This is a genomic window from Chondrinema litorale, assembly GCF_026250525.1.
Classification (GTDB): Bacteria; Bacteroidota; Bacteroidia; order Cytophagales; family Flammeovirgaceae; genus Chondrinema; species Chondrinema litorale.
In genome coordinates this window covers 2,004,229-2,025,818 of sequence record NZ_CP111043.1, presented here as the reverse complement: position 1 = coordinate 2,025,818, position 21,590 = coordinate 2,004,229, and the positions used below count along the sequence as shown (strand labels likewise).

At 33.4% G+C, this 21,590-nt stretch carries 16 protein-coding genes; 10 read left to right on the top strand and 6 right to left on the bottom strand.

Features of this window, described 5'->3' with window-relative positions; genetic code table 11:
• Nucleotides 1–19: 19 nt before the first annotated feature.
• Nucleotides 20–1,321 carry a hypothetical protein gene (locus tag OQ292_RS08405; protein WP_284685614.1) on the bottom strand — a complete coding sequence of 434 codons (1,302 nt, stop codon included), beginning with the start codon at nucleotides 1,319–1,321 and terminating at the stop codon, nucleotides 20–22.
• A gap of 215 nt (nucleotides 1,322–1,536) precedes the next feature.
• Here OQ292_RS08405 and OQ292_RS08400 point away from each other — a divergent pair, with 215 nt between their 5' ends.
• The 3 genes from OQ292_RS08400 (at nucleotide 1,537) to OQ292_RS08390 (ending at nucleotide 3,817) form a co-directional block, all read left to right on the top strand.
• Nucleotides 1,537–2,148 (top strand): RNA polymerase sigma-70 factor, encoded by a 612-nt coding sequence (locus OQ292_RS08400; RefSeq protein ID WP_284685613.1) that lies wholly within the window; start codon nucleotides 1,537–1,539, stop codon nucleotides 2,146–2,148.
• Nucleotides 2,149–2,256: 108 nt separating this feature from the next.
• Nucleotides 2,257–3,333 (top strand): FecR family protein, encoded by a 1,077-nt coding sequence (locus OQ292_RS08395; RefSeq protein WP_284685612.1) that lies wholly within the window; start codon nucleotides 2,257–2,259, stop codon nucleotides 3,331–3,333.
• A 157-nt stretch (nucleotides 3,334–3,490) separates the two neighbouring features.
• On the top strand, nucleotides 3,491–3,817 hold the full coding sequence (locus tag OQ292_RS08390; RefSeq protein ID WP_284685611.1) for a 2Fe-2S iron-sulfur cluster-binding protein: 327 nt from the start codon (nucleotides 3,491–3,493) through the stop codon (nucleotides 3,815–3,817).
• A gap of 4 nt (nucleotides 3,818–3,821) precedes the next feature.
• Here OQ292_RS08390 and OQ292_RS08385 read toward each other — a convergent pair whose 3' ends face one another.
• Nucleotides 3,822–6,875, bottom strand: a complete 3,054-nt coding sequence (locus OQ292_RS08385) for a CHAT domain-containing protein (protein ID WP_284685610.1) — start codon at nucleotides 6,873–6,875, stop codon at nucleotides 3,822–3,824.
• Nucleotides 6,876–7,053: 178 nt separating this feature from the next.
• Here OQ292_RS08385 and OQ292_RS08380 point away from each other — a divergent pair, with 178 nt between their 5' ends.
• The 5 genes from OQ292_RS08380 to OQ292_RS08360 all read left to right on the top strand — a co-directional run bounded on the left by OQ292_RS08380 (nucleotide 7,054) and on the right by OQ292_RS08360 (nucleotide 11,246).
• Complete coding sequence (locus OQ292_RS08380; protein ID WP_284685609.1) at nucleotides 7,054–7,494, top strand: hypothetical protein; 441 nt, start codon at nucleotides 7,054–7,056, stop codon at nucleotides 7,492–7,494.
• Between the two features lie 167 nt (nucleotides 7,495–7,661).
• Nucleotides 7,662–9,050: a M20/M25/M40 family metallo-hydrolase gene (locus OQ292_RS08375; protein WP_284685608.1), complete on the top strand. Its 1,389-nt coding sequence runs from the start codon at nucleotides 7,662–7,664 to the stop codon at nucleotides 9,048–9,050.
• Nucleotides 9,051–9,194: 144 nt separating this feature from the next.
• Complete coding sequence (locus OQ292_RS08370) at nucleotides 9,195–9,431, top strand: hypothetical protein (RefSeq protein WP_284685607.1); 237 nt, start codon at nucleotides 9,195–9,197, stop codon at nucleotides 9,429–9,431.
• Nucleotides 9,432–9,516: 85 nt separating this feature from the next.
• Entirely contained in the window at nucleotides 9,517–9,990 is a 474-nt protein-coding gene (locus OQ292_RS08365; RefSeq protein WP_284685606.1) for a nucleoside deaminase, read from the top strand.
• A gap of 35 nt (nucleotides 9,991–10,025) precedes the next feature.
• A complete protein-coding gene (locus OQ292_RS08360) occupies nucleotides 10,026–11,246 on the top strand; it encodes a metallophosphoesterase family protein (protein WP_284685605.1) in 1,221 nt (406 codons plus the stop codon).
• A 16-nt stretch (nucleotides 11,247–11,262) separates the two neighbouring features.
• Here OQ292_RS08360 and OQ292_RS08355 read toward each other — a convergent pair whose 3' ends face one another.
• Nucleotides 11,263–11,817, bottom strand: a complete 555-nt coding sequence (locus OQ292_RS08355) for a hypothetical protein (protein WP_284685604.1) — start codon at nucleotides 11,815–11,817, stop codon at nucleotides 11,263–11,265.
• 269 nt (nucleotides 11,818–12,086) lie between these two features.
• On the opposite strand from OQ292_RS08355, the gene ileS reads away from it, so the two are divergent.
• Nucleotides 12,087–15,467 carry an isoleucine--tRNA ligase gene (gene ileS, locus OQ292_RS08350; protein ID WP_284685603.1) on the top strand — a complete coding sequence of 1,127 codons (3,381 nt, stop codon included), beginning with the start codon at nucleotides 12,087–12,089 and terminating at the stop codon, nucleotides 15,465–15,467.
• Here ileS and OQ292_RS08345 read toward each other — a convergent pair.
• A complete protein-coding gene (locus OQ292_RS08345; RefSeq protein WP_284685602.1) occupies nucleotides 15,464–18,298 on the bottom strand; it encodes a M16 family metallopeptidase in 2,835 nt (944 codons plus the stop codon). The two genes, ileS and OQ292_RS08345, sit on opposite strands and share 4 nt — an antisense overlap.
• A 168-nt stretch (nucleotides 18,299–18,466) precedes the next feature.
• Nucleotides 18,467–18,796, bottom strand: a complete 330-nt coding sequence (locus OQ292_RS08340; protein ID WP_284685601.1) for a hypothetical protein — start codon at nucleotides 18,794–18,796, stop codon at nucleotides 18,467–18,469.
• Between the two features lie 236 nt (nucleotides 18,797–19,032).
• Between OQ292_RS08340 and OQ292_RS08335 the strand changes: the two genes are divergently transcribed.
• Nucleotides 19,033–20,874 (top strand): ABC transporter ATP-binding protein, encoded by a 1,842-nt coding sequence (locus tag OQ292_RS08335; protein ID WP_284685600.1) that lies wholly within the window; start codon nucleotides 19,033–19,035, stop codon nucleotides 20,872–20,874.
• Nucleotides 20,875–20,887: 13 nt separating this feature from the next.
• Here OQ292_RS08335 and OQ292_RS08330 read toward each other — a convergent pair whose 3' ends face one another.
• Complete coding sequence (locus OQ292_RS08330) at nucleotides 20,888–21,553, bottom strand: hypothetical protein (RefSeq protein WP_284685599.1); 666 nt, start codon at nucleotides 21,551–21,553, stop codon at nucleotides 20,888–20,890.
• Nucleotides 21,554–21,590 lie beyond the last annotated feature (37 nt).

The window sequence follows — 21,590 nt, the reverse complement described above, 5'->3', positions numbered from 1 at the left end:
TAGAATAAAGTATAATTTGTTAGAAAAAAAGTTTTTTTATTCGATTATGGAGTGGGGTGAAATTATTTATATTAAATAATAAGAATAGGCATATAACAAGTAAAATAATAAAATATCGACTCATTAAGCTACCTTTATTTACTTTAAGTACGATTTTATCTTTATTATTTAACCTAGAAAGGTTGGATTTTTCTGCATGAAATACAATTGTAAATGCTCCTTTTTTGGGGAAAGAATATATTTCAGAATCATCGGTTTCGCTTTCTTCCCATCTTTCTCCTCCATCGTAACCAGCTGCTCTCCAAAAGTCAAAACCTAAAAGGTTTATAACGTTTTGGTTTTCATTAAGAATTTCTATTCCAGTGTAAATCTCGGTATTAACTTCGGTGAGTTGTGCTTCTAAATTAAATTCATAAACTGAGGCTACATCTTCAATTACAAGAGGTTCTTTTGCTACTATACTTTCTTCATTTGCAAGTTCTAGTAGATTGAAAGATTTTTGATATATGGTTTTTCCGCTATAAAATAAACTTATTAACCAACAGCAAATAACAATTAAGGTAGTGTAGTTTATAGCTTTTCTAAAGAATTTAAAATTACCAATTTTCCTATTGTAGTTACTAATGTCATTGTCTCTAGAGATTATTTTTATAAAATCTTTTTCTAGGAAATGTTCTTGAATAAAAGGTTTTGCATCTTTTGAACTTTTATCATATTCCCACTCTGCTAAATAAAGGAGATATCTATTTCGATAAGTAGCACATTTAAATTTTTTTCCAGGATATAAATTGTTTTCAGACTCTCCTTCAAAAAAAATAATTTCATTAACCCGCATTTCTTCAGTAGTAAGTTTGCCTTTTTGATAGCCCACAAAAAATCTTTTCGTTTCAGGTTTTTTATTTAATACAGGTGTAATTGGAGTAATTATTTTATATCTAATATTGTCATATCCTATTCTTAGGTGTTCATTATTTGTACTAATACAAAGCCATTCATCATATATTAATGTGCCGGTTTTGTTGGGGTTCTTTACGAGCTTGTAGTTTGATTTAACTCTAATTTGCCCAGTTATTTTGTAAGTGATTTTTCTAAAGGTAAACTCTTGTCCAACTTCTAGAAAAGTGATATTTCTGATTTTGTTAGTTGAATTCTTACCAAGAATTTGATTTTCTCTGCGGTTTGTTTCGCTATTAAATACCGAAGAACAGTTTGGGCAAGCAAAAATTCTTGACTTTTCTGAAAGTGCAGTTATTTCGTGGCTGCACTCTGGGCAAACCTTTATGCTTTTCTGATCATTACCTATAATGTTAGGGTGAGTCATAAAACTTTGGAAAGGATAATTAGTAAAAATAATTTTTTATTAAAATCGCAACATCCTTTAAAAAATCAAAGTAACCGTTGTATAAAAGAATAAAAGAAAACAGTGTAAGTATACAAGAATAATTTTAGGTTATCCGTATGGACTAATATAGGTTGCTTTAAATTTAACTTGTGTACTATTTCAGCAAGTGTCAATAATTAAAAAGTAGTGCTTACATGCCAGAGTTTGATCTATTTAATGAAAATGCCATTTTAGAAGGTATAAAAAAAGGTAATCGTAAAATTTGGGCACAAGTTATCAGTGCTTTTTACGAGCCTATTTTTTACTTTATATTAGGAATGGTAAAGCAAAAAGAAATGGCCGAAGAACTTACTCAGGATGTATTTGCTAATTTCTGGATAAAAAGAGAAGACATAAATATAGAGACTTCTCTAAAGTCATATTTGTACAGATTTGCACGAAATCACACATTAAACTTTATAAAGCGATCTAAGTTTGAGTTAGATTACTATAAAAACCTGAGCAAAACCCTTACAGAGCATCATACAGAGACCGAAGATAACATCCAGTTTACCGAGTTAGATAGATTACTGAAAAAAGAAATTGAAAACCTACCAGAAGAATGTCGAGAAATATTTAAATTGAGCAGGTATGAGGAACTATCTTACAAAGAAATAGCAGATACACTCGAAATTCCTGTAAGAAGAGTACATTATCAAATAGGCATTGCTTTAAAAACCATTAGAGAAAAGCTGAAAAAACAATATGGAAAAGAATTTTTTCCGGTTTTGCTTATTGTATTCATGTATTTATTAAATAAATTTTGACATTAGTCTCATTTCGTTTGTCTTAATGTTAAGTTGACTGAAGCCAGCTCCTGTTTAGATTTTCGAAAACAGGAAAAGAGGCGTATTTTCATGTGATTAAATTAAACTATGGATGACAAATACTGGAATATGATTGTAAAATATCTCGGTGATGAATGTGATCAGGAGGAAAGGGATGAGATAGAACAATTACTAGAGATAGATACAGAGTTTAAAGAGGCGTTTGATGAGGCAAATTCCATATGGGTAAAGGCACCAACTACCAAATCGCTTTTCGCAAATTCTGATCAGAATATTAGTGTGGATTTTTCGGTTGATTCAATTCTTTCTAAAATCGATGACAGAGTTGAATATCTGGAAAAAGAAAACATAACACATCATTTAACAATCTCAAAACCATTTTATCAGCGTAGAGAAGTGTTAATTTCTGGTGTTGCAGCATCCTTACTATTACTGATCGGATTCTTCTACACATTACCTTCAATAGAAGAAGACACAACTGGTACGCCAGTGGCAATTACAAGTATTGAAAACCCTAAAGGCAGTAAAGCTAAGTTGGTTTCTTTACCAGATGGTAGCAATATTTTTCTTGCTGGTGGTTCAAGCGTTTCTTATAACCCAGATGAGTTTACTAATACTCAGAGGTTAGTTAAGCTAGATGGTGAAGCTTATTTTGAAGTAGCTAAAAATCCTCAAAGACCATTTTCTGTATTAACTGATAAAACAGAAACAAGAGTTTTAGGTACAGCATTCAATATAAAAGCTTATAAAGCTCTTAACAATATTGTGCTTACTGTAACTGAAGGTAAAGTTAGATTCTCGGAGCTAGCTGCAGTTAACAAACAGCATACATCAGTTAACTTAGTTAAAAACGAAGAAGTAGTTTTTGACAGAGTAAAAAATAAGTTTAACGATGTAAAAAAACTTAGTGCAGTAAATACTACTATATGGAAAAAACACCAAATAGTTTTTGAAGATAATACTTTAGATGAAGCTGCTGTAATACTAGAAAATAGATTTAATAAGCAAATCGTAGTGCAAGGTGAGAACTTAGCAGGCAGAAAGATTACAGGAAACTTTGCAGACAGAAATCTACAAGAAATTCTTGAAGTAATAAGTATTGCTCTTGAAGTCGATTATGAGATAACAAATACTCAAGTAAAATTGACAAATAAAAAACTTTAATAGTAAATCGACTTATATGAATAGAAAATTTACTTTTTAAAAAATTGATATACAGAATCTTAATGAGATTCTACATGAAAAGCCTAAGATTGATGTCACTTTCTTAGGCTTTTTTGTGTTGTTTGGTGATAATCAAAAAAATTAACTACAAACTAGAATGGATATCATTAACATTACTATCATTGACAGACAAGGAAATACTTTAGAAACAGAGGCTCCGACTGACATGAACCTAAACTTAATGGAGCTTTGCAAAGCAAACGAACTACCTGTGCAAGGTACTTGTGGCGGTATGTGTTTGTGTTCAACTTGTCATGTTTATGTTGAAAGCGAACATGATTTACCCGAGATGTCAGAAACTGAAGAAGATATGCTAGACAATGCTTTTTTTGTAGATGATGACAAAAGTAGATTGGGTTGTCAGCTTAAAATAACTCCAGAATTACATGGTTTGGTGGTAAAATTGGCACCAGAAGCAGAATGATTTATCATTCTGCTCCCCTTTTTAATTTTTTTAAAGCAATCAATAACAGCAAAACTCCCATTACTCCGGCAATTATCCAGTACAAATAGTTAGTGTTTTTGCCTTTATCATTTGAGTTTCCAATCATCATATAAGCCCCCCAGTAATAAGGGTGGGCGAGGTTTTCATCGGCATTTTTCAGGTATTGTAATTTAGCTTCTCTTAATGCCTCAGGTTTATTTTTTCCATTCTTTAACTCAGAATAAAAGTTTTCCATAAGCTCTGATGTGGCTGCGTCAGGAACAGACCATGCTGTCATCATAATATTTGGAATTCCTGCATACATAAAACCATTAGCGAGGCTAATAACTCCTTCTCCTTTATAGTATTTACCAGTACCAGTATTGCAAGCACTTAGGCAAACCAGATTTGCTTTTAGATGCATATTAAAAAGCTCATATGTATATAAGAGACCATCTTCCTTTGGGTCGTTTTCACTACTAAACACCAGTTTTGAATACATCGGGTTTTCGTCGTCTATGATTGTGTGTGTAGCGAGGTGTAGTATTTCGGCATTTTGGGCTAGAGCTTTAAAATTACTTTCGGTGGCTTCTTGCCCTGTTTTAGTCTCTCCACCAAAAATAGAAGCAATATTATTCACTTCATTTAATGCACCTGGTAGCACTTCTAAGTTTTCTGCAATTGCCTCATCTTTTGCCGATCTGGTAGCAATTAATGGATTAGACTCTTTTTTAAACTCGGGGGCAAACCCTAAAAAATTAAGAGCGGTTTTGTAGCTTTTTCTTTGCTTATTAAAGTTGAAAATACTTAAAGAGTTATGATAACTAAATGTATAATCATTTAACATGTAATTGAGGCTTTTAAAACTTGTGTTGTCATTTGCTTCTTGTTGTATTAGTAATTCAAAGGGGAGGTAACCTGTAATTCCATCTGGTATCACACTGATACTTTTAATTTCATCCAGATTTTTTAGACTTGAAAAAATAGGATCTACTAGATACTTAAATAGTTTATAAGAATTACTTGAAAAGTCCTTGTTTGTATTTGATTTAATATCGTTTATTAAGTTTTTTACTACAGGTTCAAACTCAGAAAGAGGCTTAAGCCTTTGGGCATTTACTTCAGTTTTAGATAGAGCAAATACATATAAATTCTTCTCTCCCGAGAAGTAGCTTAAAAAAAGTTGATCATCTGAAATTTGATTTAAAAAATCATCAGTATTAAAACTTGTCGTCTCATTTACACTGAAGTGATAATATTCTGGATATTGAGCCTGTATCGAATTAATAATATTTTCGTGGTTGATTTTATAGTTGAAAAGGTTTTTTTCGGTTTTAGCTATTTCAGAAGAGTCCGCACTTGATTTTTTTAAATCATAAAGCTTTTTCTCATTAAAACTAATGGCTGCAAGAGCTTTCCTTTCTTGTTCTAATAGTGCTGATGGAATATCTAATCTTTCTTCTTGTCTTATTTTTTCGAGCTTGTCTAGTAAATTATTAGACTTACTCAAGTCTGCAAAATAAACTGCTTTTAAAAGATAGTTCTTGTCTTGAGTTTGTTGGTAAGCTTCATAGGCAGCGGCTATTCCGTCTTCGTAAAGACTAAACTTGTTTCTAATATAAGATGATTTTGTTCTAAGACTAATCGTTTCTTCTCTACTCAATTTCACAAATCTGTAAGCTAAAGTATAGCAATCCATAGCAGCCTTTATATACTCAGGTTTATTTTCGTGCTTATAAAATTGCATTAAGCCTTTCGCTTTGTATTGTAGTGCATTAAAAAGAAAAGCGCTATTGTATAGTTGGTCTTTAGTTGGGTTATCAAGAAAAGAATTAGGTTTAAAATCAGGAAGTAAAACCTGCAATGCTTGCTGGTAATCAGTCATTGCCACATTGTAGTTTATATTGTGTTCTACGAGTAAGTTTCCTTTTATGTAATAAGCTTCAGATATATCATTATAAATCTTCCAGTCTATAGTATCATATAAAGCAATGGTTTTGTTCATGAGTTGCTCAGCTTCATCAAGCTTGCCTGTTTTCTCTGCTATCTTAGATTTTAGAAGATAACAGTACCCTAATTCGCCAAAGTTTTCACCATATCTTTCTATATTTTGTTCAAGTGCTTTTTCAATATAGAATGTTGCTTTATCATACTCACCTAGGTTATAGTAAGTCTCTGCATATATGTAATAAGAGTAAATGAGTAGTGGGGCTTTCTCTCCTCCTTGTTTAAAGTAATTTTCAGATATTTCACAGTATTTAATAGCATTGAGTAAATCTTCTTTGCTTGCATTACTATACTGGTAACAACTGGCAATATACCAATAAACCAAACCCCAGTCTTGGTAATTGATTTGCTCTTCAGGGAGTTGTTCGTAAATTTTCACTTGCATAAAAGTGAATTCCAGTGCTTCTTCTGTGAATCCTAACTTTTTGTAGATGTTCCCTTTATTACTGTAAATATGTGCTTCTAATTCGCTAGGGTAATCTAATATTTCTTTTAAGTTTATTAGAGCACTGTCGAGGTATTGGAGAGCAGTTTCAAAATCGCCTAACTCTTGGTAAGCCACGCCTGTATTATTATATGCTCTAGGTAAAAAAACATCGGGAGTATTTTGTAAAGACTCATTTTGCTTTACGTAATCGATGCTTTTCTTAAAAGCATCAATATTTTTAAATGGCTTTTTTAACCGAGAATAGGTTTGTCCGAGATAGGTAAAGGAGGAATAAACTAATTTTTTATCTTTAAAATGTAAGCTTTCATTTTCTACTTGGAATTTTTCAAGCCAATAAGCTGCACTGTCAGATTTATAATTTCTGAAATAATTTCGTCCTATACTCCAGAGTAATTTGCCATAAACATCATTTAATTCCTGTTTTTTTGCTTGATCTAATAACTCAAAGTAGATGGCTCTAGCTCCTTCTAAATTTCTTTGTTTTTCTAGTTCAACAGCCTGTTCGAGAGAGTTTTCTATTTGTAGTGAGTCTGAAACAGAGTTGGCTTTTAGTGCATAGTAATTAATGCAAATTGCCAAAAGCGACAATAAAAAATATTTCATAAATGAGTTAATCGTAAAATTTGGAGTGATGAGCTACGGGTTTTATTAATTTATTATTTTCTTCTTATAATAGTGATAGTTAGTTTTAAAGCAGCTTGTCTTTTTTCTTAGTATGAAAAAAAAACTGTTTTATAGAGATAGCGACCGATTATAATCGACGAAAAAATCATTTAAAATAATGTTATATAAAGTTCCAATTCCTTTAATCTTAATATTTACTTTTTTGTCTTTATCACTTTGTGCCCAGAAAAACTTTTGGGATGATCTAAGTGATGTTTCTTTTAAAAATAAAAAAGATCAAGCTTCCGGATTTGAAATTACATATCCTGTTTTTGGTGAAAAGGTGACTCAACTCAAAGGGAAAGAAATAATATTAAAAGGGTTTATGGTTCCTTTAGATCAATATACCAGCGAAAAAAAGTTTGTACTTTCTTCATTACCATATAATATCTGTTTTTTTTGTGGTGGAGCAGGTCCCGAAACAGTTATTGAAGTATTTTGTAAAGAACAAGTTGATTTTACTGATGATCCTATATTTGTAAAAGGAATATTTGAACCTAATTCGGATAATATTGAGCAACTGATGTATATCTTAAAAGATGCTACATTGGTTGATTAAACCCTAATTTGTGTTAAAATCTACTTTTCTACTTAGATTTAAAGATAATTTGAGAAAATTAAAAAGGAAATTTTTCAATTATTCCATTGGAGAAATACAATATTTATCTGAAATAATTATATTTAGCTCTCATTTTAGGGTGACTGAGATCGTATTTTTTTAATTAGATGCACTACAACAAGTTTTTAATACTCTTTTTTTCGCTGTTTTTTTCCTTATTTAATCTAAACGCGCAGGATAAAAATGATGCTGCAACCATCAAAAATATATTTGATGAAATCCTCACGAATGATGCCTGCTACGAAAATCTTAGATACTTAACTACACAAATTGGAGGGCGATTAAGTGGATCTCCACAAGCTGCTGCTGCTGTAGATTGGACTAAAGAAGTAATGGAAAACTATGGTTTTGATACGGTTTTCTTGCAAGAGGTAATGGTTCCGCATTGGGTAAGAGGCAAGAAAGAAATCGGTAGAATTGTAGGATCGAAGAAAATGGGAAGTTTAGATGTTGCTGTATGTGCTCTAGGAAACTCAGTAGGTACTGGTGACAAAGGAGTTTCTGCCAATTTGGTAGAAGTTCAAGATTTTGAAGAGCTAAAGAAATTAGGCAAAGAAAATATTCAAGGAAAAGTGGTCTTTTTTAACAGGCCTATGGATCCAACATTAATTCAGACATTTCAGGCATATGGTGGAGCTGTAAACCAACGTGGAGCCGGAGCATCTGAAGCCGCAAAATATGGAGCAATTGGAGCGATTGTTCGTTCAATGACGACCTCAAGCGATGATTTCCCCCACACAGGTAGTTTAAATTATACCCTTAATGTACCTCAAATACCTGCCATCGCAATTAGCACAAAAGATGCTGACCTTTTAAGCAAACTTTTAAAAGACGACAAAGAACTTAAGTTCTATTTTGAAACTCATTGTGAAATGAAAGAAGAAAAACTTTCTTACAATGTAGTAGGTCAGATTACTGGCATTGAATTTCCAGAAGAATATATCGCAATTGGTGGACATTTAGATTCTTGGGATTTGGCTCAAGGTGCACACGACGATGGCACTGGTTGTATGCAATCTATTGAGGTTTTGAGAGTATTAAAAACTTTAGGAATTAAACCGAAAAGATCGATTAGAGCAGTAATGTTTATGAACGAGGAAAACGGTTTAAGAGGCGGATTGAAATATGCAGAATTGGCTAAGAAAAATAAAGAAAAGCACATTGCTGCACTAGAATCTGATTCGGGTGGTTTTACTCCAAAAGGATTTTCTATAGGTGGTAGTGATAAAGTTGTTGAAAAAGTTTCTGCTTGGAGTGAGCTTTTTAAACCTTATAAAATACATGAGTTTGAAGCTGGTGGTGGTGGAGCTGATATTGGGCCGTTAAAAGCTCAGGATGTTCCTTTATTTTCATTTAGACCAGATTCTCAAAGATATTTCGATTATCACCATGCGTCTAACGATACCTTTGATAAGGTAAATAAAAGAGAGCTTGATTTAGGTGCAGCAGCTATGACATCCCTAATTTATCTAATCGACAAATATGGTTTGCAATAACTTTTATAAAATTTAATTTTATTACATTGAAATTTATACCGAAAAAGGTTGCATAATAAGATATACAATAATTAGTTATTTTGGAGCGAATACTTAAAGACTAACTGAATCCAACATTTTAGCTAACAACAAAATATTAAAGCTATGGTCTTAACACTACAAATTTTTATTTCTATTTATCTAGCAGTTTCTACTGCAGCATTGGTCATTTATTTATACAAGAAGTTTTTACAGTTTCTTAGTCCTATCAAAGGTTACATTGTAGGAGGTTTACTGATTCTTTCTCTTCTTACTTTCGATTTGGCAATGTTTTCTTTCACCTCAGCAAAAATCACAAATCTGAATCAGCAGAATACATCACAGATCTCATACTATAATTAATTGTAGTATCAGTTAAAGAAATTATTAAAATATCTTATTTGGGAAAGGACTGTCTGTATATTTACAGAACAGTCTTTTTTGTTTTATGGAAAAACATCATTTATATATTCAAAGAGCAGTAGAATTGGCGAAAGAGGGAGTGTTAAATGATAAAGGAGGTCCCTTTGGAGCAGTAATAGTAAAAGATGGCAAAATTGTAGGTGAAGGTAGTAATATGGTAACCTCTCAGAACGATCCTACCGCTCATGCAGAAGTAGTTGCTATTAGAAATGCTTGTAAAAACCTTAATAGCTTTCAGCTAACAGGTTGTACAATATATGCTTCTTGTGAGCCATGTCCGATGTGTTTGGGAGCTATTTATTGGGCTAGACCAGATAAATTGATATTTGCCTGCACCAAAGAAGATGCTAAGAAAGCTGGTTTTGACGATCAGTTTATTTACGAAGAAATTGACCTACCCTATTCAGAAAGAAAAATCACCACAGAACAAAATGGTAGAGATATAGCAATAGAAGTTTTTAAACTTTGGCAAGTTAAAAAAGATAGAATAGACTATTAATCCAATATTTAAATAACGATACTGAAACTGGTTAAATGAAAATACTTCATACAGCAGATTGGCATTTGGGAAAGAAATTGAATGATTATTCCAGAATAGATGAACAAAGAGAAGTTTTGGAAGAAATCTGTGAAATTGCAGAAAAGGAAAACGTAGATGCAGTTATTATAGCAGGAGATTTATTTGATTCTTTTAACCCATCCAACGAAGCTGTTGAGTTATTTTACAAAACAGTACACAAGTTAGCAAAACTGGGAGCTTGTCCAGTAATTGCTATTGCTGGTAACCACGATTCGGCAGACAGGGTAGAAGCGCCTGATACTTTAGCTAGAGAGTGTGGTATTTTTTTATCAGGTTATCCAGATACAAGACTAAAAGCTTTAGAGCTTAATACAGGTTTAAAAATAACTAAAACTGATGCTGGATTTGTAGAACTTGAGTTGCCTAACAGTAAAGAACTTCTTAGAATAATTCTCACTCCATATGCTAGCGAAAGCAGATTGAAAAGCTTTTTTGGTGTAGAAAATACAGACAAAGAATTTAGAAAAATTATTGCTGAAAAGTGGCAAAATTTAGCAAGTCAGTATTGCGATAAAAATGGGGTTAATATTCTTTTGACCCACCTTTTTATGACAAACGGAACTGATCTTTTGGATGAACCAGAAGATGAAAGACACATTTTACATGTTGGTGGAGCCCAACCTGTTTATACTGTAGATATTCCCAAAGAGGTAGATTATACGGCACTAGGGCATTTACACAGGTTTCATAATTTAGCCTCACAAGAAAAACCACCAGTAATATATAGCGGAAGTTTGTTGGAGTACAGTCTAAGTGAAACAAACCAACAAAAGTTTGTTTCTATTATTGAAGCCAAGGCGAGTGCATCTGTTTCTTACAATAAAATACCATTGTATTCAGGTAAAAAGGTGCTAAGAAAAAAGTTTGAAAACTTCGATGATGCAATCAATTGGTTACAAGAAAACCAAGATGTGTATGTCGAATTGATTTTGGTAAGCGATACTTATATAAATGCAGCTTTAAAAAAGGAAATCTACCGAGCTCATAAAGGAGTTTTAGGGATAATTCCGGAAATTAAAAAAGAAAATAAAGAGGCAGAAGAAAAACAATTAGATGTGTCTGCGAATATCAAAGATTTATTTCAGCAGTATTTTCATAGCAAATTCAATCAGGAGGCAAATGAAGAAGTCCTGGATTTATTTGAAGAAATAATTCACAGGACCCCAGAAGAATAAAAAACCTTAAGTTTTTCTAGTTTACATATTGATTAAGCTCTATCATTTCTCTGCGTACTTTGCTATTCCATTCTAATTGTTTGTTTAGATTAGCACCGAAAAATGTCTCATCGTTGTATAGTGAGCGATACCTTTTCATATCTGCCATAACTTTATCATAAATTACCTGAATCTCTGCCTTACCATTATCAGCACTAATATGTACAGAGCTAAATTCATGTCTCATTTTGCGAGCAAATAATTCTGTAATGTCAAAGTGTAATTGTTCGTGAATAAGCAATTCGTTAGATTGTTTTGCTTCAACAGTCCAAGAATCATTTGGAATAAATAATGCAGAAACTTGAAACTGGAGCTCTAGCTCATCCTCTACAATTTTTCCTGTATACCTAAACTCAATTTCAAACTCACTCCTGGCAGCTTCATAAACTTTGCCTTCAGGTGTGCCCCTGTAGTCTGACCATTTTAATTGTCTACCTTCTTGCCAAGTTATACTTTCAATTTCATTTTGAGCTGCAAGTGGAAACGTGATAAAAAGAGCAATAAAAAAAGAAAATTTTAAGATGTTTTTCATAGAACTTTCTGTTGTTAGGTGCGGATTCTGTTTTGTTAAAAAGTCTTAACACAAAAATTTATCCCTTTTTTATGGCAAGTAAGTTCTTTTCTCAGAATATAATGTATACAAGAGACCAAGAAGTCCATTTTTCATACTAAAAATTATTAATTTTGCCACCTAAATTTTGAAACCTAGTTATATCTGCTAAAAAATTTAGAATTTACAGAGAGTATATTGTTTAATAGCTAGTAAATTCTTTTTGTGAGCAGTGACATATTATAATATTTATGGCAAAATACAGAGAATACCAGCAGCTGGATTTAGTGAAAACAGGAAATGAGTTGCTGAAGTTTTGGGAAGAAAATAAAGTATTTGAGCAATCTATAAATAGCAGAGAGGGTAAACCAACATTTACTTTCTATGAGGGACCTCCTTCTGCGAATGGTATGCCGGGTATTCACCACGTAATGGCCAGAACTATTAAAGATATGTACTGCCGATACAAAACTATAAGGGGATACCAAGTAAAAAGGAAAGGTGGATGGGATACACACGGTTTGCCAGTTGAGTTGAAGGTGGAGAAAGATTTGGGTATTACCAAAGAAGATATCGGTACTAAAATATCGGTGGAGGAATATAACCAGCGATGCAGAGAGGCTGTAATGAAGTTTAAAGGTGTTTGGGACAACCTTACTCGTAAAATGGGTTACTGGGTTGATCTAGACGATCCTTATATTACTTTCGATAGAAATTACATCGAAACGCTATGGAATCTGCTTAAGAAATTATACGACAAAGACCTTTTATACAAAGGTTATACGATACAGCCTTATTCTCCAAAAGCAGGTACTGGTTTAAGTTCTCACGAATTGAACCAGCCAGGTTGCTACAGAGATGTAAAAGATACGTCTGCTGTTGCGCAGTTTAAGGTTAAAAAAGACGAAAAATCTGCTCCATTATTTGAGGGAACTGATGATGAAGTTTTCATCTTAGCATGGACGACTACTCCTTGGACACTTCCTTCAAACTCAGCTTTGGCGGTTGGAGAAAAAATAACTTACCTAAGAGTAAAAACTTTTAACCCTTATACATTTAAGCCTGCTGAGGTAATTCTTGCTAAAGATCGCTTGAATGCCTATTTCACTGAAAAGCAGAAAAAAGCAGATTTTGATAGCTACAAAGAAGGCGATAAAGTAATTCCTTTTAAAGTAACTGCTGAGTTTACTGGAAAAGATTTGTGTGGTGTTAGATATGAGCAGTTGTTACCTTATATACAACCAGAAGGAGATGCATTTAGAGTAATACCGGGAGATTTTGTTAGTACTGAGGATGGTACTGGTATCGTTCACATCGCCCCTACTTTTGGTGCTGATGACTACCGTGTTGCACAACAGGCTGATATACCAGCGATCTTGGTAAAAGATGAAAATGGCACTCCTATGCCATTGGTAGATAAACAAGGTCGCTTTGTAAAAGAAGTTACTGACTTCCCATTACGCTATGTAAAAGCTGAGTATGAGGACGATGAAACATTGGCTGATTCTAATTATAAATCAACAGATGTTTTAATCTCTATCAAACTTAAAGAAGAAAACAGGGCATTTAAAGTAGAAAAATACGAGCACAGTTACCCACATTGTTGGAGAACTGATAAGCCAATTCTTTACTATCCATTAGATTCTTGGTTCATCAAAACAACTGCTTATAAAGATAAGTTAGTAGCAGCCAATAAAACCATAAACTGGAAACCTGCTGCAACTGGTACAGGTCGTTTTGGTAACTGGTTAGAAAACTTGGTAGACTGGAACTTGTCGCGCTCAAGATTCTGGGGAACTCCTTTACCAGTTTGGAGAACCGAAGATAATGCTTCTGAAAAATGTATCGGTTCAATCGCAGAACTTAATGATGAAGTAAAGAAAGCGGTAGAAGCTGGTGTAATGGCAGCAGATTCTAAAGTGACGGCTGGTGGTGTTTTAAAAGATGATTTTGATTTGCACAGACCATATGTAGATGATGTAATTCTGGTAAGTGATGATGGAAAAGCAATGTACCGTGAGCCAGATCTCATAGACGTTTGGTTTGATAGTGGAGCGATGCCTTATGCACAGTGGCATTATCCTTTTGAAAATAAAGAAATTTTTGAAGAGAGTTTCCCTGCAGATTTTATCTCAGAAGGTGTTGACCAAACTCGTGGTTGGTTCTTTACATTGCACGCTTTGGCAGTAATGTTAGAATTTCCACAAAGTAATATATCTTTTAAAAATGTAGTTTCAACGGGCTTGTTGTTAGATGCAAATGGAGCAAAAATGTCTAAGAGATTAGGCAATGTAATTGATCCGTTTGAAACCATCGATACATACAGTGCAGATGCTACTCGTTGGTATATGCTTAGCAATGCACAGCCTTGGGATAACTTAAAATTCAATTTAGAAGGTGTAAAAGAAGTTCAACGTAAATTCTTCGGAACGCTTTATAACACCTATTCTTTCTTTGCGCTATATGCAAATCTAGATGGCTTCAAATTCGAAGAAGAAGCAGTGCCAGTTTCAGAAAGGACTGAAAGTGATCGCTGGATTATCTCTCGATTGAATACACTGATAGAAGATGTGAAAAATGCAATGGATGATTACGAATCAACCAAGGCAGTAAGAGCGATAGAAAGCTTTACCATAGATGATTTAAGTAACTGGTATGTTCGCCAAAACAGAAAGCGTTTCTGGAAAGGTGAATACAACCGCGATAAGATGGCTGCTTACCAAACATTATACACTTGTTTGGAAACCATCTCTTGCTTAATGAGTCCTTTTTCACCATTCTTTTCAGATAGATTATTCCAAGATTTAAATGAGGTTACAGGAAAAGACAAATCTCTTTCTGTGCATTTAAGCGACTTCCCAGAAGTAGATACTGCTGTGATAGATAAAGATTTGGAAGAGAGAATGGATTTGGCTCAAAAGATTTCATCTTTGGTACACTCATTAAGAAGAAAAGAGTCTATTAAAGTAAGACAGCCACTTTCTAAAATCTTAATTCCAGATCTTAACGAAAAGGTAACTAGGCAGATAAAAGCTGTTGAGGATATTATCAATGCTGAGGTAAACATCAAGGAGATAGAATACATCGATGATTCTTCTGGAGTATTGGTGAAAAAGATAAAGCCAAACTTTAAAGTATTGGGTAAGCAATATGGAAAATTAATGCGCCATATTTCTGCTGCGATTGCTAAGTTTGAGCAGGCTGATATCACCAAACTTGAAAAAGAACAATCTTATGCAATTGAAGTAGAAGGTGAAACAATCACACTTTCTCCTGATGATGTAGAGATTACTTCTGAAGATATTCCGGGTTGGTTAGTAGCTCGTGACTATGGTTTAACTGTCGCAATGGATATTACAATCACTGATGAGCTTCGTAAAGAAGGTATCGCCAGAGAAGTGGTAAACCGTGTTCAAAACCTCAGAAAAGATATGGGACTTGAAGTACAAGATAAAATTAATATCGAAGTGCTAAAAGGTGAGAGCTTAGCAGAAGAGGCTTTCAATGCTCATAAGAAATATATATGTGAAGAAACTCAGGCATTAAACCTGAGCTTCTCTGAAAGTTTAGAAGGAGCTACTGCTATCGATCTTGGTGATGTAACCATCGAGATTAAAGTAGCAAAAGCTTAATCTATATTTTCTGGATTTAAAACTGCCTGCACGTAATTTTCAAAATTGAAATACTGTTGGGCAGTTTTTTTTATGTCTTCTGTAGTTAAAGCATCAATCCGTTTTTCGTAATCCATTACCTCGCTGTAATCTCTATCATATAAATAACTGTTTCTGAGCATGCTCAACCAGAAGTTATTTTTCTTGAGATTTTCTTTCATCTCTAACTTTTGCGTTTCTTTTATTTTATTGAGGTCTTCTTTACTAGGGCCATTCTCTTGTATCTTTTTTATTTCTTCAAAAGCTGCTTCAATCAGTTTATCTACATTTTCTGGAGCACAAGGAAACTGGATGGTTAAATTGTAAGAACCAGTAGGTAATTCTTGGGTTGAGCCATAAGCACTTACACCATAAACGCCACTTTTATCTTCTCTTAAATTCTCAGTAAGCTTAATATCAAGAATTTCAGCAAGAGAAGAAATTTTATAAGCTTCTTTCTTATCGTAGTCAAAATCGCCAGTAAATGCCAGCATTACTTGGCTTTTTTGATCTGTCCCCTTTTTGAATTCCTTTTTCACTACCCCTTTAGGATAGCTAATACCTAAATCTTTCCATGTTTGGTTTTGTTCGTTTGTGGGTAAACTACCAATGTATTGTTCTAGTAATGGCGTGATTTCTTCTACTGAAAAATTGCCAACAAAAAAGAAAGTGAAATTCTGTGCATCAGCATACCTTTCTGTATATATCTGGTAAGCTTTATCTAAATCTATCTTATCGAAATCTTCTTGCTCTGGAAAACCTCCCCTTCTCGGATTATTCTGCGACATTAATTTAGAAGTTTGGTCGTAGAAGTAATTCTCTGGACTAGCCTTTAAGTTTTCATATAACGCTTTTGTTTTGTTGATAAAAGAAAGAAATGCTTCTTTGTCTTTTCTTGGTGCAGTAAAATATAAGTATACCAATTGCAGCATGCTTTCTAAATCTTTTGGCGTCGCACTCCCAGAAATACCTTCTGTAATTTCTCTTATGTACGGACTGGCATTTGCAATTTTACCAGTTAGTAGTTTCTGTATATCAGTAACAGAAAAGTCTTTCACTCCGCTTTCATTTACTATACTCGCTGCAAAAATGGCTGAATAGTAATTTTCAAGTGGATAAACAGAATGTCCTCCAAAGTTAAAAGCATCCATTAAAACTTGATCATTCTTAAAGTCCGTTGGTTTTAAAACTACTTTAGTACCATTGCTAAGAGTTATCTCTGTAACCTCTAAAGGTTTTTCTTGACTTTCTTTTACTGTGCCTGAAGTTGGCAATTCTTCCATGAGTGCCGTTGCAGTCAGATTATCTTCGTAAGCTTCTGGTGTAACTTTATCAGCTTCTGCCACTATTTTTTCTATTTCTTCTTCTGATGGAATTATAGTATTTTCTTTATCAGGTCCAGTTACAATAATTACTCTGTTATCATCCGTAATTAAGTTCTTAGTAAGAGCATTTATGTCTTTTAAGGTGATTTGAGGTAGAAAAGCTTTTACATATTCTAGCTCAGTACCGATGCCCGGAGTAGGTACTTTTTCAAGAAAATAAGAGATATACTCAGAGGCATAATTGGCAGATTCTGTTTTATCTTTTTCGTTGTAAGCCTTTTCGTAATAGGCGATCATGTCTTTTTTGTAGCGATCTAGTTCAGATTCTGTAAAGCCGTGTAAAAGCACACGCTTATTTTCTGTAAGTAAGGCAGTAATGCCTTGGTCAACGCCATTTGGAGGTACTATAGCAAAGAATGAATAAGCATCTTTAGTTCTTACTAAATCACCATAACCTGCACCAGCATACATAAATGGAGGTTCTGCCAATTGAGTAAGCTCACTTAGTCTTTGATTAAACATGCCATCGTACACATTCTGTACAAGTGAAGCCTTGTAATCTCCAACAGTACTCACTTCTGTTTTGTCTTTTTTATAAATGATTTGAATTTGAGTGAAAGAAGCTTCTTTATCTTTCGCTGTGGCTACTAAAGATTCTTTGTGAGATGGAACATCATAATAAGGTCTTTCTACAGGTTTCTTAGATTTCGGAATCTCATTAAAGTGTTTTTTAATACTGGCTTCCATTTGATCTACGTCGATATCTCCAACTACCACAATAGCCATTAATTCGGGTCTATACCATTTTTTATAGAAATCAATCAGCGTTTTATATTCAAAGTTTTCCAGCACTTTTTTCTTGCCAATTGGTAACCTTTCTGCATATCGCGAATCTTTCATCATTACCGGAAACCATTTTTCACGCATACGTTGTCCTGCTCCTTGGCCTAGTCTCCATTCTTCAATTACAACTCCCCTTTCTTTATCTATTTCATCACCTTCAAAACTGATGTTGTGCGCCCAGTCTTCTAGTATTTGCATACCTTTATCTACCACAGTATCAGCAGTGGGTATGTTGAGCATATAAACAGTCTCGTCGAAGCTGGTATAAGCATTTAAATGTGCGCCAAATTTTACCCCAATAGATTGTAGGTAACTTACTAATTCGTTTTTAGCAAAGTTTTTTGTTCCATTAAAAGCCATGTGTTCAACAAAGTGAGCCAGGCCTAACTGCTTCTCATTTTCGAGCATGGAACCAGTATTTACGACTAACCTGAGTTCTACTTTATTTTCAGGTTTGCTGTTTTTTCTAATAAAATAAGTCATTCCATTAGGTAACTTTCCAGTTTTAACTGCCGGATCTAGAGGGATGGCATCGTCAAGTTTTTTAATTTGACTGTCGGAATTGAGAATTTCCTGTGCAGATACCTCATTGAAAAGTACAAATAGTATCAGCACAATTGATGCACTAAGAAATTTTATTTTCATGATGTGGATAGCTAGATAAAAAAATAGCTTGTTTAACTTATGTGTATTTTAAAATTGATTCAAAATACTACTTAAGGAGTAAGTATTAAAAGAAAAGGAAGAAAAAATGGAGGAGATTGCTGTTTAAAATAAAGGCATTATCCTTTAAATGAATAATGCCTAATTATATTAATACGGGTCGTTACGGTACTTCTCTTGCTCTAATTCAGAAATTCTGCGGGATAAAATACTGATTTGCTCCTTTAAATCCTGATTAGAATCGTATTCTGGTAAACCATTGAAATCGCCACCAGCTACAATTGTTTCGAGATTTTCAAGTCTTTTATTGACTTCCTCTAGCTGAGTATTGTTTTGTCTTCTTGATTGTCTTTTAGAAAAACGGCCATGATCTTCTTGACCTATATATCCCATATTTTTTTCAAGCTGCATTCTTCTTAGTTTGACAATTGTGCCTGAAATAATGGCAGTAATGGCTATAAAAACTATTTCGGGTCCCATCTTTAAATTTTATTGATTGTATCTAATATGTCTAATTTATAGAAATATAACCATACTTGTTAACCGCTTGTGTAAAATTTGGGAATTAAGCTAAATATTGTGAGAATATTTATCAGATGAAATTATTCTGTAATATAATGCATTTACCATTCAGTAAGATTAAATAACAGGATTGTTTTTACATTTGCACGAATAACCATATTAGAAAAATTCTGTAGTAATACAGTGTTCAAATTATGAAGATTTACATTCGCTTACTTTCCTACGCATACCCATTAGCTTTTTCATTAACCAGCTATATCATATTTGCTTCTTTAGCTATCATATTCGGTTTATTAAATTTTAGTCTTTTAATTCCCCTACTTGAGGTTTTATTTGGAACAGTCGATGGCGATAATGTTAAAGAGGTTGTTAGTAATCCTAGTTTTGAGCCTACCATTTCTTATGTAAAAGATAAATTCAATTACCATTTTATTTCTATTGTAGATGAATATGGTAAAATTGCTGCGCTTGAGTTTGTGTGTATTCTCATTATGATTACCAACTTGCTTAAGGGCTTTTTTAGGTATTTTGCTACGAGAGTAATGGCCTTTATGAGAGCAAGGCTAATCTTGAACTTGAGAAAATCTATCTTCGAAAAAGTATCTGACATGCATAGTGGCTTTTTTGCAGAGAATAAAAAAGGTGATCTAGCATCTAGAATGACTAGTGATATTCAAGAAGTTGAAAACTCTATTGTTAATACGATTTCAGTGGTTTTTAGAGAGCCGGCAACCATTATTGGTTATTTCTTCTTGCTTTTTATGATGTCTACTGAGCTCACTTTATTCACAATATTAGTTTTACCAACTGCGGGTGTAGCTTTTTCTAAACTTATTAGAAAATTAAAGAAGCAAGCTTCTGAAGTTCAGATTATTCTAGGAGATATGCTAAGCACGATAGATGAGGCTTTAGGCGCTTTTAAGGTGATAAAAGGCTTTAATGCAGAAAACTATATCAACAATAAATTTGAGCAACAAAACAAGGCTTATGCACATACATTGCGATCTATGTCTCTTAAAAGAGAAATTGCATCTCCACTTTCAGAATTTGTTGGTGTAGGTATGGTTGCAGGTATTTTATTTTATGGAGGAACTTTGGTTTTAAAAGAGCAGTCTTCACTCGAACCAGCTGAGTTTATAACTTATATTGTTTTACTTTCTCAGATATTAATTCCAATGCGATTGATCTCTTCTGCTATCAGTTCAATTCAACGAGGATTGGAAGCAGGAAAAAGAGTATTGCATATTATAGATCAAAAGCCGATGATCACGGATAAGGCTCAAGCTGTTAAAATTGATAAATTCAATAGTGAGATTGAGTTTAAAGATGTGTCTTTTACTTATGATGGTGAAAAGGAAGTTTTAAAAGGAATTAACTTTAAACTTGAAAAAGGAAAAACTATCGCTTTAGTCGGCCCATCGGGTGGTGGTAAATCCACCATTGCAGACCTTATCCCGAGGTTTTATGATCCTATCAAAGGAATTATTAGTATGGATGGTATTTCTCTTACAGAGGCTAATATTAAGTCTGTGAGAGATCATATGGGTATTGTTACCCAAGAGTCCATCTTGTTTAATGATACCATTGCCAACAACATTTCATTTGCTAAAACTGAAGCGACTAGAGAAGAAGTAATTCAGGCTGCAAAAATTGCCAATGCACATGATTTTATTATGCAAGCAGAAAATGGTTACGATACATTTATTGGAGATAGAGGACTCAAGCTTTCAGGTGGACAAAGGCAACGAATTAGCATTGCTAGAGCAGTCCTTAAAAACCCAGATATCTTAATTCTTGATGAAGCAACTTCTGCATTAGATACAGAATCTGAAAAATTAGTGCAAGATGCACTTACAAACCTGTTAAAAAATAGAACTTCTATCATTATTGCCCATAGATTGAGTACCATTCAGCATGCCGATAAAATTCTGGTAATTAAAGATGGAGAGATAATCGAGAAGGGGAATCATGAATCGCTTATGACTATAAATGAAGGTGTATACAGAAAATTAAACGAGCTACAGTCTACCATCTAAAAGATAGGTAGACTTAGCATATTTCATTATATAATTTACTCCTAACTTTTTTAAGTGCTTCTATTTCTGTAAGCTCGTTTCCCGATAGGGTTTGGAGTAATTCTTTAATTTCTTCTTTTTCAATAATCTTACTCAGAATCACTTTTTCAGTGTCTTTACAAGTACTGAGAAGGGTTTTTATCTGATCTTTATTAGAACTAGCTTTTAAGAGTTGTAGCTTGACTTCAAGAATTACATTTTCTGTAAACAGAGATTTTAGTTGCTTTAAAGAATTATGATAATTTCCTTTGTCTCTGTTTTTATAAGCTTGAGCCATTTGTTCTATCAAAGCAATACACACTTCTTTGTCAAGCTCTTTAGAAAGTATATTTCTAAAAATCTTTCCTTTAGAAATTTTTTGAAGTCTGTTTTTTATATGCTCGCTATCATTATTGAAAATGAGATAAATATTATCGGCTTGTTCAATGGTATTAATTACCGCATCTGTTACAGTAGCATTTTCTTCTAGAAATAATATATCACATTGAACGGCTTGTGAATGATTATCGAGGTCGTCAAAAGGAAATAGAAAATCTAGGCTTTTATGCGATATAGTTGACGTAAAACCAAAATCTTTAAAAAATGGTAGACTAATGCTGTTAGATGAATAAGAAAATAAAACAATGTCTGTTTGTTGCATATTTAGTTGGTAATTTATACATCAGAATATAAGCAAA